The organism is Nakamurella leprariae, assembly GCF_016918035.1.
GTDB lineage: Bacteria > Actinomycetota > Actinomycetes > Mycobacteriales > Nakamurellaceae > Nakamurella > Nakamurella leprariae.
Map to the genome: position 1 here is coordinate 83229 of NZ_JAERWK010000006.1, position 15211 is coordinate 98439.

General features: G+C 73.5%; 13 protein-coding genes and 1 pseudogene. 6 read left to right on the plus strand and 8 right to left on the minus strand.

Features of this window, described 5'->3' with window-relative positions:
• Positions 1-4 precede the first annotated feature (4 nt).
• Positions 5-1216: a L,D-transpeptidase gene (locus JL106_RS04475; RefSeq protein ID WP_205259498.1), complete on the minus strand. Its 1212-nt coding sequence runs from the start codon at positions 1214-1216 to the stop codon at positions 5-7.
• Positions 1217-1424: 208 nt separating this feature from the next.
• Between JL106_RS04475 and JL106_RS04480 the strand changes: the two genes are divergently transcribed.
• Positions 1425-2420: an MDR family oxidoreductase gene (locus tag JL106_RS04480; protein WP_205259499.1), complete on the plus strand. Its 996-nt coding sequence runs from the start codon at positions 1425-1427 to the stop codon at positions 2418-2420.
• Between the two features lies 1 nt (position 2421).
• On the opposite strand, the gene JL106_RS04485 is transcribed toward JL106_RS04480, so the two are convergent.
• Positions 2422-3531: a UDP-N-acetylmuramate dehydrogenase gene (locus JL106_RS04485; RefSeq protein ID WP_205259500.1), complete on the minus strand. Its 1110-nt coding sequence runs from the start codon at positions 3529-3531 to the stop codon at positions 2422-2424.
• Positions 3532-3646: 115 nt separating this feature from the next.
• On the opposite strand from JL106_RS04485, the gene JL106_RS04490 reads away from it, so the two are divergent.
• The 4 genes from JL106_RS04490 (at position 3647) to JL106_RS04505 (ending at position 7767) form a co-directional block, all read left to right on the plus strand.
• Positions 3647-4135, plus strand: coding sequence for a DUF2505 domain-containing protein (locus tag JL106_RS04490; protein ID WP_205259501.1), 489 nt, complete (start codon positions 3647-3649; stop codon positions 4133-4135).
• Between the two features lie 106 nt (positions 4136-4241).
• On the plus strand, positions 4242-5159 hold the full coding sequence (locus JL106_RS04495) for a PAC2 family protein (protein ID WP_205259502.1): 918 nt from the start codon (positions 4242-4244) through the stop codon (positions 5157-5159).
• 41 nt (positions 5160-5200) lie between these two features.
• Positions 5201-6373, plus strand: a complete 1173-nt coding sequence (locus tag JL106_RS04500; protein WP_328841308.1) for a potassium channel family protein — start codon at positions 5201-5203, stop codon at positions 6371-6373.
• A gap of 74 nt (positions 6374-6447) precedes the next feature.
• Positions 6448-7767: an alpha-hydroxy acid oxidase gene (locus JL106_RS04505; RefSeq protein ID WP_205259503.1), complete on the plus strand. Its 1320-nt coding sequence runs from the start codon at positions 6448-6450 to the stop codon at positions 7765-7767.
• Positions 7768-7794: 27 nt separating this feature from the next.
• On the opposite strand, the gene JL106_RS04510 is transcribed toward JL106_RS04505, so the two are convergent.
• From JL106_RS04510 to JL106_RS04530, 5 genes and pseudogenes are all read right to left on the minus strand, one after another.
• Positions 7795-9174, minus strand: coding sequence for an FAD-binding oxidoreductase (locus JL106_RS04510; protein ID WP_407940096.1), 1380 nt, complete (start codon positions 9172-9174; stop codon positions 7795-7797).
• Between the two features lie 154 nt (positions 9175-9328).
• Positions 9329-9721 (minus strand): annotated as a pseudogene (locus JL106_RS04515) (cation:dicarboxylate symporter family transporter); the annotation flags it as partial.
• A 262-nt stretch (positions 9722-9983) separates the two neighbouring features.
• Positions 9984-10961, minus strand: a complete 978-nt coding sequence (locus JL106_RS04520) for a cation diffusion facilitator family transporter (protein ID WP_205259505.1) — start codon at positions 10959-10961, stop codon at positions 9984-9986.
• Entirely contained in the window at positions 10958-11326 is a 369-nt protein-coding gene (locus tag JL106_RS04525; protein ID WP_205259506.1) for an ArsR/SmtB family transcription factor, read from the minus strand. The genes JL106_RS04520 and JL106_RS04525 overlap by 4 nt, the downstream gene beginning before the upstream one ends.
• Positions 11327-11490: 164 nt before the next feature.
• The gene (locus tag JL106_RS04530) at positions 11491-12264 is read right to left on the minus strand and encodes a sigma-70 family RNA polymerase sigma factor (RefSeq protein ID WP_205259507.1); all 774 of its coding nucleotides are present in this window, start codon (positions 12262-12264) and stop codon (positions 11491-11493) included.
• A 468-nt stretch (positions 12265-12732) separates the two neighbouring features.
• Here JL106_RS04530 and JL106_RS04535 point away from each other — a divergent pair, with 468 nt between their 5' ends.
• The gene (locus JL106_RS04535; RefSeq protein ID WP_205259508.1) at positions 12733-14115 is read left to right on the plus strand and encodes a glycoside hydrolase family 1 protein; all 1383 of its coding nucleotides are present in this window, start codon (positions 12733-12735) and stop codon (positions 14113-14115) included.
• Between the two features lie 242 nt (positions 14116-14357).
• Here JL106_RS04535 and JL106_RS04540 read toward each other — a convergent pair whose 3' ends face one another.
• Positions 14358-15182 carry an inositol monophosphatase family protein gene (locus JL106_RS04540; protein ID WP_205259509.1) on the minus strand — a complete coding sequence of 275 codons (825 nt, stop codon included), beginning with the start codon at positions 15180-15182 and terminating at the stop codon, positions 14358-14360.
• Positions 15183-15211: the final 29 nt, after the last annotated feature.

Below are 15211 nucleotides of genomic sequence, written 5' to 3' on the forward strand. Positions count from 1 at the left end.
GCATTCAGAGCGCGGACAGGGCCCGCCACTCCTCGTAGGTGTAGGCCCAGTCGTAGATGTAGTCCTTCTCGGACATCTCCACGCCGGTCCCGCTCACCTCGACCGGATCCCCGTACAGCGCCGAGTCGTAGTACCGCTGGGCGTCCCCCGGCCCCATGTTGATGCAGCCGTGCGAGACGTTCTGCTTGCCCAGGTACGGGATCGAGTTCGGGTTCTCGTGGATGAACTCACCGTTGTTGTTGATGCGCACGGCCCACTTCTCCTTGAGCCCGCAGTAGTCGTACTGCTGGTTGCACATCTCGAACTCGGGGTGCTTCTCGGTGACCACGTGGATGCCGCTGACGGTGTTGCGGCCCGGCACCGACTCCTTGCCGTAGGAGACCGGGTAGTTCTCGGTGACCACGCCGTCCACCGTGACCACCATGCGGAAGGTGGAGACGTCGGCGGTGACCACCTGGGCCCGCCCGATGGTGAAGTCGGACGACAGGTCCTCCAGCCCCCAGGTGTCGCCCAGGTCGACCCCGGCCAGATCCGCCTCGAAATGCACCTGCGTGTACGCCGGCCAGTACTGCGCGGGCCGGAAGTGCACGATCGACTGGCGGGTCCCGGTGCCCTGGATGTCCTCGTCCTGCAGCCAGCCCCACGATCCCTCGATGGCGCCCTTGTCGGTCTCGACCGTGAACGCGGCCTGCGCGGCCGCCTTGTCCTGCACCGGCTCGTCGAACACGACGATCAGCGGCGCGGCCACCCCGACCGTGGTCCCGGAGGGGATGTTGAACACCGCGCGGTTGTACCGCTCCGGGTCGACCGTGCTGAACGTGCCGGAGATCGGTGTGGTGACACCGCCGACGCCGGTGGCCGTGCCGGTGACGGTGTACTCGGTGTCGTAGGCGAGCCGATCGGTGCTGGTCCAGCTGGCGTCGTCCGCGGACAGCTCCCCGGCGACCGGCACCCCGTCGTCGGCCACCATGTCCAGTTCGGTGATGGTGCCGGCGAAGACGGTGACGGTGATCGGGTCGTTCGGCGCCAGATCGGTGCTGCCGAACCGCGGCGTGGCCGCCACCCGGGGCCCGGCGGCCGTCGAGCTCGTCGTCGCGGACGCCCCGTCGTCGCCCGACGCGGCCGGCACGGTGTTGGTCACGGTCACGACCTCGTCGCCGAGGCCGCCCGCACACCCGGCGACCACCAGGAGCAGGGCCGAGATCAGGGCCGTCATCGCCGCGGGGCCGCGTCGCGGACGCCTCGCCCGTGCCGCCGAGATCACCATCGCCCGTCCCTTCCGCTCCGGTGGGTACCGCCGGATGCCGATCGGCGGATGCCGGTCGACAGCCACCCAGTGTGCCGGGCGGGTCCGGTCCGGGACACCGGCTGCGGCGATCGGCGGCTCTGATCACCCGGACGGGGTGGCGGGTAGCGTCGCTGCGGTGACCGACTTCCCCGCCGTGGTGGCCACCGGCACCGGACCGGCCCAGCTGCGCACGCTCACGGACGCCGATCTGCCGGATCCCGGCGAGTCCGCCGTCACCGTCGCGGTGACCCACTCGTCGCTCAACTACAAGGACGGCCTGGCCGTCACCGGCACGGCGCCGATCGCCCGCTCGTTCCCGATGATCTGCGGCATCGACCTGGCCGGCACCGTCGAGACCTCGACCGATCCCGCGTTCGCGCCCGGTGACGAGGTCGTCGCCACCGGCTGGGGACTCGGCGAGCACCTGCCCGGCGGTTACACCCGGCGCACCCGTGTGCCGGGTCGGGTGCTGACCCGGCTGCCCGACGGCATCGACCCGCAGCGGGCGATGGCCATCGGCACCGCCGGCCTCACCGCGATGCTGTGCGTGCTGGCCCTCGAGGACCACGGGCTCACCCCGGACGCCGAGGGCAGCGTGCTGGTCACCGGCGCGGCCGGCGGAGTGGGCAACGTGGCGATCGCCGTGCTCTCCCGGCTCGGGTACGCGGTCACCGCCTCCAGCGGCCGGCCGGAGACGCACGACCAGCTGCGCGCACTCGGGGCGACCGACGTGATCGACCGGGCCGAGCTGTCCGAGCCGTCGGACAAGCCGCTGCAGGGGCAGCGCTGGGCCGCGGCGATCGACACCGTGGGCAGCACCACGCTCGCCAACGCACTGGCCCAGACCCGGTACCGGGGGGCCGTCGCCGCCTGTGGATTGGCCGGCGGGGCCGACCTGCCCGCCTCGGTGCTGCCGTTCATCCTGCGCAACGTGGCCCTGCTCGGCATCGACTCGGTGCAGTGCCCGACGCCGGTGCGGGAGCGGGCCTGGTCACGGCTGGCCGCCGACCTGCCGATGGACGCGCTCGACTCGCTGAGCACGGTCGAGCCGATGAGCCGGGTGCCGGATCTGGCCGAACAGATCCTGGCCGGACAGGTGGCCGGGCGCGTGGTCATCGACACCGGCGCCTGAGCTACCAGCGCACCCCGACGAACACCGGCTCCGGGGCCAGGTCCACCCGGAACCGTTCGCGCACTCCGCCGGCGATCTCCCGGGCCAGCTCGAGCAGGTCGGCGGTGGTGCCGGCGCCGCGGTTGGTCAGGGCCAGAGTGTGCTTGCCGGACACCGCGACCCGTCCGCCGGGACCCGGGTGGCCCTTGGCGAAGCCGGCCCGGTCGATGAGCCAGGCCGCAGACAGCTTGGTCCCGGGACCGCCCGCGGCGGTGGTCGCCGGGTACGCCGGGTAGGTGACGTCCGCGCCGAGCCGGGCACGGATGGCCTCGTCGGCGTCCCGTGCGCGGTCGGCGTCCAGGATCGGATTGGTGAAGAAGGACCCGGCGCTGCAGGTGTCCGGGTCCCCCGGCTCCAGCACCATCCCCTTGGCCCGCCGCAGCTCCAGCACGGCGGCCCGGACCGCCGCGGCCGGAGCGCTCCCGCCCAGGGGCACGCCCAGCGTGCGAGCCAGCTCGGCGTACCGCACCGGTACCGGGCCGCGGCGCAGCGCGAAGGTCACGTCCAGCACCACCGCCCGGTCGGTCCCGCGCAGCACCGAGTGCCGGTAGCCCAGCTGCAGCTCGGCCGCGGTCAGCGGGCGCACCTGACCGGACCGGCGGTCCAGCACGGTGACCTCGCGCAGCACGTCGGAGACCTCGGTGCCGTACGCCCCGACGTTCTGCACCGGGGTGGCCCCGGTCGAACCAGGGATGCCGGACAGCGGGGTCAGCCCGCCGAACCCGGCCTCGAGGGTGCGGGCCACCGCCTCGTCCCAGTCGACGCCGGCGCCGATGGTGACCAGCGCCCCGTCGGAGTCGGCGGGATCGGGCCGCACCGTGAACCCGGGCACCGCCACCCTGACCACCGGCGTCGAGACCCCGGCGTCGGCCACCACCAGGTTGCTGCCGCCGCCGACCACCAGCACCCCGGTCCCGGCCCGGTCGGCCGTCCCGACCGCGTCGACCACGTCCTGCGCGGTCGTCGCGGTGCGCAGCGATGGCGCGGGTCCGCCGAGGCGCAGGGTGGTCAGGTCGGCGAGCCGGACACCGCCGGGCGCCGAGCCGGGGGTCGATGAGAGGTCGCTCGGCACCGGTCGAGCCTACGGAGCGGCCCCCGTCGGACGGTCGGGACGCGGCCGTAGAGTCGGGAGCGCATCACCTCGAGCGCTCGCCACCGACCGACCCAGCCACCCCGGGAGTTCCGACGTGCCCACGCCGCTGTCCCTGACCGCCTCGCTGCCCGTCGCACCCGGCACGCTGTTCGCCAAGCTGGGCGACCGGGAGTTCGTCACCGGACGACTGCTGGCCTCCGGCGGCGACCATCCCGAGGTGGTCACCGTCGATCCGGGGCCGGACTCGGTGAAGATCGTCACCAGGCAGCGCGTGCCCGAGGACATGCTGCCCAGCATGATCCGTTCGTTCCTGCCCAGTGCGCCGGTCATCGAGCGCACCGAGCAGTGGCGCGCCGACGGTGACGGGTACCTGGCCGACCTGGACGTCTCCGTGTCCGGCGCCCCGGCCGGGATGACCGGCACGATGGAGCTGCGCCCGGACGGCAGCGGCAGCACCTACACGGTGACCGCGCAGGCCACCGTCTCGGTGCCGCTGTTCGGCAGCAAGGTCGAGCAGATGATCGTGGAGCAGGTCCAGGGAATCCTGCGCCGCGAGGAGGAGTTCTTCCGTTCGGCGGTCTGACGGCACGGTCTGACGGCACGGGCTGACGGCACGGTCGGCCGAACCACGATCGGGGTGTTCCGGGTCCGGCCCGGACAGCAGCACAGGAACACAGGAGGCGAGCGACATGGCCGGTGAGCCTGGCGAGCTGTACGAACTGCACCTGGAGAACCCGGACCTCGACGACCTGGGGACTCCCGTCCTGGTCGTCGCCCTGGACGGCTACATCGACGCCGGGGCCGGCGTCCGGCTGGCCATCGACGCGCTGCGCACGCTGCCGTCGTCGGTGGTGGCGAGCTTCGACGTCGACGAGCTGGTCGACTACCGCGCCCGCCGGCCGCCGCTGACGTTCGAACGGGGCGGCTTCCACGAGTACCAGGCGCCCAAGTTGCAGATCCACCGCGTGGCCGACGAGGCCGGCACCCCGTTCCTGCTGCTCACCGGCCCGGAGCCGGACGTGCAGTGGGAGCGGTTCGTCGCCGCCATCGGTCAGCTGGTGGACCGGTTCGCGGTCCGGCTCACCGTCTCCCTGCTGGCCATCCCGATGGGGGTGCCGCACACCCGCCCCACCGGCATGACCAGCCACGCCAACCGCAGCGGACTGCTGCCGGCCCAGCCCGACCTGTTCGGCTCCATGCAGGTGCCCGGCTACGCGACCGCGCTCATGGAGTACCGGTTCGGCCAGCAGGGCCGGGACTGCGTCGGGTTCGCCGCGCACGTCCCGCACTACCTGACCCGCACCGAGTACCCGGAGTCGGCGCGCGCCCTCATCCAGGCCACCGCGGACGCAGCCGGGCTGCTGCTGCCCACCTCCCCGCTGGACGAGCCCGCCGCCGTGGTCGCCGCCCAACTGGCCTCGCAGATCGCCGAGAACGGCGAGGTGGCCGACGTGGTGCGGGCCCTCGAGCAGCAGTACGACTCGTTCGTCAAGAGCGCGGAGTCCGGCAGCCTGCTGGCCCAGTCCGCGCCGCTGCCGACGGCCGACGAGCTGGGCGCCGAGTTCGAGGCGTTCCTGGCCCGGCAGGACCCGCCCCGCGAGCCCTGAGCCGCCCCTGACCTGCACGGTCCGGCGTACCCTCGCTGATCGTGGCCAGACCCCTGCGCAAGCGGCTGACGACCGACGCCGAGCGCATCGTCCAGTTGCCGGCCCGTCGTGAGCGCGGGCCGCTGATCGCGATCGTCTGGCGGGTCCTGGTCGCCCTGGCCTGCATCGTGGTCACCGCGCTCGTCGTGTATTTCGAGCGGGACGGGTACCGGGACGTCGAGGGCCGGGTCGACAGCCTGCTCGACAGCTTCTACTACGCGACCGTCACCCTGTCGACGACCGGGTACGGCGACGTCACGCCGCTGTCGGACTCGGCCCGGCTGACCAACATCGTGTTGATCACCCCGTTGCGGTTCCTCTTCCTGATCGTGCTCATCGGCACGACCATCGAGGTGCTCACCGAACGCAGCCGCCAGCAGTTCCGCTTCGCGCGGTGGAGGAGACGAGTGAAGAAGCACACCGTGGTCATCGGCTACGGGACGAAGGGTCGCTCGGCCGTCGCCGCCCTGATCGACCAGGGGCACCCGGCCGACCACATCGTGGTCGTCGACTCGGACACCCGGAACGTCAAGGAGGCCACCGCCGACGGTTGCGTCGGCGTCTTCGGGGACGCCCGCCGCGAGGAGGTGCTGCGCCAGGCGGCCATGCCGAGCGCGCAGCGGGTCATCGTGGCCACCGATCGGGACGACACCAGCGTGCTGGTCACGCTGACCGCCCGGCGGCTGTCGCCGGACGCCACCATCGTGGCCGCGGCGCGGGAGGAGCAGAACATCGCGGTGCTCCGCCAGGGCGGCGCCGACGTGGTCATCCCCACCGCGGAATCGGCGGGCCGGTTGCTCGGGCTGTCGATCATCGCGCCGAACGCCGGCGAGCTGATGGAGGACCTGCTCGAGCCGGTGGCCGGGCTGCAGATCGCCGAGCGTGAGATCAAGCCGGAGGACGTGGGCCTGTCCCCCGCCCGGCTCACCGCCCGCGGCGAGATCGTGCTCACCGTGATCCGCAACGGCATCTCGCACCGGTTCGATTCCGGACGGATCAAGGTGTTCCAGCCGGGCGACCGCATCGTGGTCATCCGCGGCACCGACGTCGCGCACGACGGCGGGCCTGACGGCCGGGCCGGGAACGCGATGGCCGTGAACGACACCAGGCAGACCATCAAGGCCGCCACGCCGGAGCGGGACGCCGAGCTCCCGCGGGAGCACCGCAGCCGCTGAGCCGCCCGGCCGGGGCCGTCGGATCCACGCGATACCGTGGGCGCTCCCCGGCCACCGACGTTCGCGGAGAGTTGATGACGCACACCGACGCCCACCGGCCCGTCACCCCGGACGTGGCCCCGCCCGCGCCGGCCGGTCCGCCGGCCGGGGGACGCCCGCACGGCCCGCGCCGCCAGGTGCCCCGCTGGTCGGAGCTGCGCCCGTTGCTGCGCACCGACTTCTCGGTGCCGACCCGGGCCGCCCGGGTCCGCCGCGCCGCCACCGTCGACGACCTGCGCACCATCGCCCGCCGGCACACGCCCCGGTCGGTGTTCGACTACGTCGACGGCTCCGCCGAGACCGAGCGAAGCACCGCCCGGGCGCTGGCCGCGTTCGAGCGGGTCGAGTTCCGCCCCAAGGTGCTGCGGGACGTCTCGCAGATCGATCTGACCACCACCGTGCTGGGCCGGCCGGCCGCGATGCCGCTGATCCTCGCCCCCACCGGCTTCACCCGGATGATGCAGCACCAGGGGGAGTTCGCGGTCGGTGCCGCGGCCGCCGCGGCCGGGTTGCCGTACACGCTGAGCACCATGGGCACCGTGTCGCCGGAGCGGCTGGCCGTGGCCCGCGCCCAGGATCCGCAGGACACCAGCGATCTGTGGATGCAGCTGTACCTGTGGCAGGACCGGGAGGCCAGCCGCGACCTGATCGCCCGGGCTGCCGAGCACGGCTACCGCGCGCTGATGCTGACCGTGGACACTCCCGTCGGCGGCGCCCGGCTGCGGGACGTGCGCAACGGCCTGACCATCCCGCCCAGCCTGACCCTGCGCACGCTGGGTGACATGAGCCGGCACCCGTCGTGGTGGGCCAACCTGCTCACCACCGAGCCCCTGACCTTCGCCTCGCTGAGCAGCACCGGCGGCACCGTCTCGGAGATGGTCGACCGGGTGTTCGATCCGCGGGCCGGGCTGGACGACCTGGCCTGGCTGCGGTCCATCTGGTCCGGGCCGTTGATCATCAAGGGGGTGCAGACGGCGGCCGACGCCCGCATGGTGGTGGACGCCGGCGCCGACGCCGTCGTCATCTCCAACCACGGTGGCCGGCAGCTGGACCGGGCCACCACCCCGCTCGAGGAACTGCCCGCGGTGCTCGACGCGGTCGGCGACGACACCGAGGTGTACCTGGACGGCGGAGTGCGCAGCGGCGCGGACGTGGCCGCGGCGGTCGCGCTGGGTGCCCGGGCCGTGCTGGTCGGCCGCGCCTACCTGTACGGACTGATGGCCGGCGGGCAGGACGGCGTGGCCCGGGCCCTGGAGATCCTGCGCACCGACCTGCGCCGCACCATGGCGTTGCTCGGGGTCACCCGGATCGAGGACCTCACCCGCGAGGTGGCGCGGCTGCGCGAGCACGGCTGACCGATCACGGCGAGGCGCCGGCCGGGATCACCCGGCCAGCCGGACGACCTTGCCCGGGTTCAGGATCCGGTGCGGATCGAGCGCATCCTTGATCGCCCCGTGCATGGCGAGCACGGCCGGGGACAGCTCGTCGGCCAGTCCGTCGCGCTTCAACAGCCCGACCCCGTGTTCCCCGGTCACCGTCCCGCCCAGCTCCAGGGCGTGCTCGATGATCCGGTCGAAGGCCAGCTGGGCCCGAGCCCGGGCCGGCTCGTCCCCGGCCGGGGTGATGAGCAGCGGGTGCAGGTTGCCGTCGCCGGCGTGCGCGACGTTGGCGATGAGGGTGTCGAACTCGACCGCGGTCCGCTCGATCCGCTCCAGCATCTCGGGGAGCGCGGCCTTGGGCACGCACACGTCCTCGGTCAGCACCGGACCGAGCCGCTCCAGCGCCGGGTAGGCGAGGCGACGGGCCTCGAAGAGCGCCTCGGCCTCGACCTCGTCGGTGGACCGCGCGGCCCAGGTGGCGCCGGCCTCCTCGAAACAGGCCAGCAGGGTGTCGGCCTCGGCGTCGGCGATGCTCCCGGGCGCGTCGGTGCGGGCCAGCAGCACCACGTTCGCGTCGGCGGACAGGCCCATGTGCTTCCAGGCGTCCACCGCGACCAGGCAGTGCCGGTCGATGAGCTCCAGCGCGCTGGGCACCACGTCGGTGGCGCCGACCAACGCCACGGCCCGCCCGGCGTCGACGACGGAGTCGAAGTAGCCGGCCACGGTGTGCTGCGGCGCCCGTTGCGGCCGCAGCCGCACGGTGATCTCGGTGATCACCCCGAGGGTGCCCTCGGACCCGACCATCAGGCCGACCAGGTCGTACCCGGCCACACCCTTGGCGGTGCGACGGCCCAGCCGGACCAGCTCGCCGGTGCCGGTGACGACCTCCAGGGCCAGCACGTAGTCCCGGGTCACGCCGTACTTCACGCAGCAGAGCCCGCCGGCGTTGGTGGCCGCGTTGCCGCCGATGGTCGACCAGGGCGAGCTGGCCGGGTCCGGCGGGTACCAGAGACCGTGTTCGGCCACCGCGGCGCGCAGGTCGTCGTTCACCACGCCGGGTTCGACCACGGCCAGGCGTTCCACCGCGTCGATCTGCCTGACCGCGGTCATCCGCTCGGTGGTGAGCACGACGCAGCCGTCCAGCGCGTTGGCGCCGCCGGACAGCCCGGTGCCGGCCCCGCGTGGCACCAGCGGGGTCCCCGTGACGATGCACGCCCGAACGGTGGCCTGCACGTCGGCGGCGGTCCGGGCCCGGACGACCGCGGCGGGCGTGCCGTGCTCGGCCCACTCCGCCTCGTCCTGCCGGTAGGTCGCGACCACGTCCGGGTCGGTCAGCACCACCTCGGGCGGCAGGTCCCGCCGCAGTCGGTCGACGACGTCCACGGTGGTGGTGGCGCTGGTCGTGGCGCCGGCGGCGGCGCTGCTGCTCCCTTGCACCCCGGAACGGTAACCGCGCAGGCCCCGGCGCTGCCGTCGGGACCCGCGCGTCGGGTGCTGTGGGGGGTGCTGCGGGGGGCTTCGGGGGTGGTGCTGTGGGTCAGCCGCGGGCGCCGACCGGTTCGGCATCGGCGGCCGGGCGCCGGGTGGAGCGCTGCGGCTGGGCGTCGGCCGGAGCCTTGGCCGGCGCCTCCTCGGGCAGGCCGTCGCCGTTCGGCCCGTGGTACTGCGCGACGTCCAGGATCCCCTGCCGCCTGGCCACGATGACCGGGACGAGGGCCTGACCGGCGACGTTGGTCGCGGTCCGCATCATGTCCAGGATCGGGTCGATGGCCAGCAGCAGCCCGACGCCGGCGAGCGGCAGACCCAGCGTCGACAGGGTCAGGGTCAGCATGACGACGGCGCCGGTGAGACCGGCGGTGGCGGCGGAACCGACGACCGAGACGAACGCGATGAGCAGGTAGTCGGTGATCGACAGGTCGATGCCGATGATGACCAGCTGCAGCAGGTTGAACGAGATGCCCGTGCTGGCCGAGAAGGACGACTCGCCAGCCGGGTCGATGGTCTCGGTGACGGTGGTGCTGGCCCCCAGGCCGAGGAAGTTGCCCGGGCAGGAAGTCGGTCCAGCCCCCGGTGCGGCCGTCGTAGCTGTCCGGCAGGGCCAGACCGGTGCCTCGGCCGGGGCTGGTGATCAGGCCGATGGCCATGCCGATGACGACCGAGACCAGGGCGGTCTCACCCCGAGCCTCGGCGCGCTACCAGCCGAGTTCACCGCACGCGGTGTGGTCGCTGGGTTCCACCTGCAGCGTGGCGTGGGCGATGCCGTACCGGTCGGCCAGCACGTCCCGGGCCGCGTCCAGCACCACGTGCGCGTCCACGCCCGGCGCGGTGACCAGGTGCGCGGTCGCCACGGTCATCCCGGAGGTCAGCTCCCACAGGTGCAGGTCGTGCACCTGCTGCACACCGCGGACCGCGTGCAGGTCGCCGGCCACCTGCTCCGGCTTGAGACCCTCGGGCGTCTGCTGCCCCAGCACCCGGAGCACCGACCGGCCCAGGCCGATGGCCCGGTAGAGCACGAAGACACCGATGACGATCGCCGCGACCAGGTCCCACACCGACGACCCGGTGATGGCGATGAGCGCGGCGGCCAGCAGCACGCCGACCGAGCCGGCCGCGTCGCCCAGCACCTCGAGGTAGGCGCCGCGCAGGTTCAGTGACTCCTTCGCGCCGGCGCGCAGCATGATCAGGCCGACCGCGTTCACAGCCAGACCGATCAAGCCGACGACGACCATGGGCAGCGGCGTCACGTGCACTCCGCCATCACCCGAGCCCCCGCCGGAGGTCCGGTCGATGGCCTCCCAGACGACGATGACCCCGACGCCGAGCATGAGCAGCACGGTGAGCCCGGCCGCGAACACCTCGGCCCGGTACCGGCCGTAGGTCCAGCGTCCGGAACCGTCCGGCCGGGCCGCGACCCGGGTGGCGACCAGGGACGCCCCGAGTGCGACGACGTCGGTGGCCATGTGGCCGGCGTCGGCGATCAGCGCGAGCGACCCGGAGGCCAGCCCGACGACCAGCTCGACGACGAAGAAGGCGGCGGTGAGGCCGAAGGTGATGGCCAGCGGCACGGTGAAGCGCCCGGAGGCCGAGACCGAGCCGTGCGAGTGGCCGTGACCGTCGCCCCGACCCGGCGAGCCCGCGACCGGGCCGTGCGCGTGGTCGTGCCCGCTCATCCGGCCCGCTCCGCACTGGTCAGGGAGGCAGAGACCGACGACACCAGATCGTCACCGGCGGCCGGCAGGTGCCGGACGTGCTCGAGCGAGAGTTCCAGCACCAGCCGGACGTGAGCGTCGGCGATGCGGTAGTGCACCAGCCGGCCGTCCCGGCGACGCGACACCATCCGGGCCGCGCGCAGCAGGCGCAGCGCGGCGGACACGGTCGTCTGCGGCGTCCCGGTCGCCTCGGCCAGCTCGTGGACGGCGCACTCGTCGTGGTCGAGCAGGTGCGCCAGCAACGCGACCCGGGTCGGGTCACCCAGCAGCCGGAACACCTCAGCCACCGTGCGGATCTCCTCCGCAGTGGCAGGCGGCTCGGACATGCGCCCTCGTTCCCGTCGCGCTCGGTACGGACGACGGCAACGCTACAACACATGCACAGATCTGCACATGTCGATGCGTGCTCCTCGACCGCGATCGGGCGCGAACCTGCCGGCGGGGCAGCTGCGACCGAGGTGCTGGGGTCGCCGCAGCCCCCCGCCGTGCGTCAGTTCCAGGTGGCGCGCAGCTTTCGGGCGATGGCCCGCAGCCACCGGGAGATCTGCATCTGTGAGACGCCGACCTCCTCGGCGATCTTGCTCTGCGACCAACCGCACTCGAACCGCAGGTGCACCACGCGACGCTCGGTCTCGGTCAACGTCTCGAGCAGACGCTCCACCGCGAGCCGGTTCTCGACCTGCTCGAGCTCGCTGTCGACCTCGCCGCTGGTCTGGGCCAGCACCCAGCCGGGGCCGGAGTCGGCGTCCAGGGACGGCGGCCGGCAGACGGCCACCGACGAGCGCGACTCGGAGACCTCCTCGTGCGACAGCTCGGTGAGCCGGGCCACCTCGGTGTCGGTGGGCTGCCGGCCGTGCTGCTGCCAGAACTGGTGCTCGACATCCTTGATCGCCACCCGGTGCTCCTGGATCCGCCTCGGCGGGCGGACCAGCCAGGAGTGGTCGCGGAAGTACCGCTTGATCTCACCGGAGATCGTCGGTACGGCGAACTGCAGGAAATCGTCCGCGTGCCCGGGGATCCAGCGGCTGACCGCCTTGACCAGGCCCAGCGCGGCCAGTTGTTCGAGATCTCCACGCTCGACCCCGCGGCCCCGGTAGCGGGCCGCGATCGAGCGGGCGACGGGCAGGTACTCGTTGACGACGACACTGCGCCGACGCCGCCGCTCGGCGGGATCGTCGCAGTCGACGAGACCCTCGAGCAGCGCGGTCATCTCCTTGGCGCGTTCCGGAGACGGCGCGCTGGCGATGCGAGCCGGACGGGACACCGTCCGACCGTTGAGAGCTGCGTGCTGCGTGTCCCTCTCGGCGCCATGCTGCTGCAGCTCGTCGTCCGCGCCGGTGCGGCGGGTCGGACGCTGCGCCGGCAGCGGCAATGTCGCGTGGCGCGCAGGGGCCGACAACGAGGGTGTCGACGCCGGGAGCGCAGGGATGGATGTTGCGGTCGCGGAGTTGAGCGGTGGCATGGTTCGTGTACCCCGGTGTGCTCGGAGTTCCTGGCACGATGCTGGACCAGTCGAGATGCACTGCTGATGTCCGGTACCGGCACCGCCTCACGGCGGCATCGGCGACGGAACGATCGAGCCGTCAGCCGTTCGACCCAGTGATGGTAGACCCCCGAGGGAGTGTTCCGTACCACGGCCACCCGGACCGATCGTCCGGGTGATGACGCTCATGGACTACTCGCTGCCGGCGGTGATCGGATGCACCCGGCCCCCATCCGCCAGGATCGGACGGTGACCCCCGACCACGACGCCGTCGATCTGACCCGTGCGCTGCCCCCGGCGTTCCGCTTCGGCGTGACCGGCTCGGCCGCCCAGCTGGAGGGCGGCACCGACGCCGGGGCCCGGACGCCGTCGGTGTGGGACCTGGTCGCCGCGGTGCCCGGCCGGACGGCCGACGGCAGCACGCCGGCCGTCGCCGCCGACCACCTCACCCGGCTCGCCGAGGACGTCGACCTGCTGCGGGAGCTGCACCCCGACGTGTGGCGGACGTCCGTCTCCTGGTCCCGGGTGCAGCCCGGCGGCCGCGGCCCGGCGGATCCGGCCGGGCTGGCCGTGTACGACCGGATGGTGGACGCGGTGCTGGCGGCGGGCGTGTCGCCGTGGTTGACGCTGTCCCACTGGGACCTGCCGGTCGAGCTGATGGAGCAGGGCGGCTGGCTGGTCCGTGCCACCGCCGAGGCCTTCGCCGACTACGCCGAGCTGGTCACCGCCCGGCTGGGCGACCGGGTGGCGGGCTGGTTCACCTTCGAGGCGCCGGTCCTGCACGCGCTGTACGGCTACGGCGTCGGCATCGACGCCCCCGGACTGACCCTCTTCGGCGGCGCCTTCGCCGCGGTGCACCACCAGTTGCTCGCCCACGGCTGGGCCGCCCATCGGATCCGGGCGGTCGGCGGTCGGGTCGGCGTGAGCAACCAGCACACCAGCGTCGACCCCGCCTCGGACGCCCCGCTGGACCGGGCCGCGGCGCGGTGGTTCGCCGCGTTCGCCGACCGACAGGCCACCGACGCGCTGTTCTGCGGCCGCTACCCCGCCGCAGTGCTGCGCACCCCCGGCGTCGAGCACGACGTGGTGGCCGACGGCGATCTGGCCGCGATCGCCGTTCCGCTCGACCACTACGGGGTGGACTGGGCGGGACCGACCGTGGTGGCCGCGGCGCCCGACAACCCGTCGGTGCCGCTCACCCTGGTCCCCCACCCCGCACCGCACACCACCGACAGCGGTCTGGCCGTGCACCCGGCCTCGCTGACCCGGGTGCTGGTCGACCTGCACCGGCGCTACCCGGTCCTGCCGCCGGTCGTGGTCAGCGCCGGCGGGGCGTTCTCCGACCGTCCGGCCGCGGCGGGGGCGCCGACGGACGCGGCCGGCTGGGTCCCCGATGACGACCGCACCGCCCACCTGCGCGATCACGTGCGGGCGGTGGCCGACGCGGTCGCTCAGGGCGTCGACGTGGCCGGGTACCACCACCGCTCCCTGCTCGACGGCTGGGAGTTCGCGGACGGCTTCACCCAGCACTACGGGCTGGTGCGGGTGGACCACCGGACGCAGGAGCGGACCCGACGGGCGTCGTTCGCCGCCTACCGGGACCTCATCGCCGGGCACCGGTCGCGGCGCTGATCAGCGCCCCGATCGGGGCGCCGATCGGGGCGCTGATCGGGGTTCGGGATCCACCCCAGATGGGGCGCCAGTCGATCGCCAGTCGGCGTCAAGTGGTGCCGGACAGGCTCGGGATCACCGCAGCGGACGACCGGTCGCTGCCTCACGACCTGGAGTTCCCCATGCCGATCATGGGCGCCTCGACGACGCCCGCCCGGGTCACCGGAGCGCACCCCCATGGCCCCGGATCCGCGGTGACGCCGTCAGCCGGCGACCTCCGCGATGACCCGGTCCAGCGTCGCGGTCAGCGCGGGGTGCAGGGTCGGCCCGGCGGCCAGGTACCGCACCGGGCTGGAGCCGTCGCTCGGGTCCCGCTCGGGCCGGGTGGCCACCACCCCGCCGGCCTCGGTCACCACCAGCATCCCGGCGGCGCCGTCCCACGGTTGCAGCCCGATCTCGAAGTAGCCGTCCAGGGTGCCGTCGGCGACGTGGCACAGGTCCAGCGCCGCGGAGCCGATGCGGCGGATGTCCCGGGCGACGGGCAGCATCGCGCCGGTGATGGCCCCCTGCCAGGCCCGTCGGCCCGACGAGTAGCCGAAGCCGGTGCCGAGCAGCGCCCGGTCCAGCGGCACCGGATCGTTCACCTGCAACCGGTCCCCGTTGAGCGTGGCGCCGCCGCCGCGGACCGCGGCGTACAGCCGGTCGGCCACCGGATCGAACACTGCCCCGGCCACCGGGCCGGAGGAGTCCTCCACCGCGACGCTGACGCAGAAGTTGTCCAGCCGGTACAGGTAGTTGACCGTGCCGTCGAGCGGGTCGATGACCCACCGCAACCCGGAGGACGACGGGCGGTCGGTGCCCTCCTCGCCGAGCAGCCCGTCCTGCGGCCGTTCGGTGGTGATCAGCTCGACGAGGACCGCCTCGCTGGCCAGGTCGGCCTCGGAGACCGGGTCGTTCACCGTGCTCTTGGTCCGCAACGCGCCGACCCGGCCGTACCGGGACACCAACTCGGTGGCGGCCAGCCGGGCGCCCCGCACGGCCAGGTCGAGCAGGGCGGCCGGGTCAACGGTCGGATCGGTGCCAGTCATGCGGCGATCCTCCCGCACCGGCGCCGGGC

Bases quoted from the DNA above. Each gene is read 5' to 3' on its own strand.
- JL106_RS04475 (WP_205259498.1), bottom strand. From the start codon at position 1,216: ATGACGGCCCTGATCTCGGCCCTGCTCCTGGTGGTCGCCGGGTGTGCG.
- JL106_RS04495 (WP_205259502.1), top strand. From the start codon at position 4,242: ATGGCCGGTGAGCCTGGCGAGCTGTACGAACTGCACCTGGAGAACCCG.
- JL106_RS04505 (WP_205259503.1), top strand. From the start codon at position 6,448: ATGACGCACACCGACGCCCACCGGCCCGTCACCCCGGACGTGGCCCCG.
- JL106_RS04520 (WP_205259505.1), bottom strand. From the start codon at position 10,961: ATGAGCGGGCACGACCACGCGCACGGCCCGGTCGCGGGCTCGCCGGGT.
- JL106_RS04525 (WP_205259506.1), bottom strand. From the start codon at position 11,326: ATGTCCGAGCCGCCTGCCACTGCGGAGGAGATCCGCACGGTGGCTGAG.
- JL106_RS04540 (WP_205259509.1), bottom strand. From the start codon at position 15,182: ATGACTGGCACCGATCCGACCGTTGACCCGGCCGCCCTGCTCGACCTG.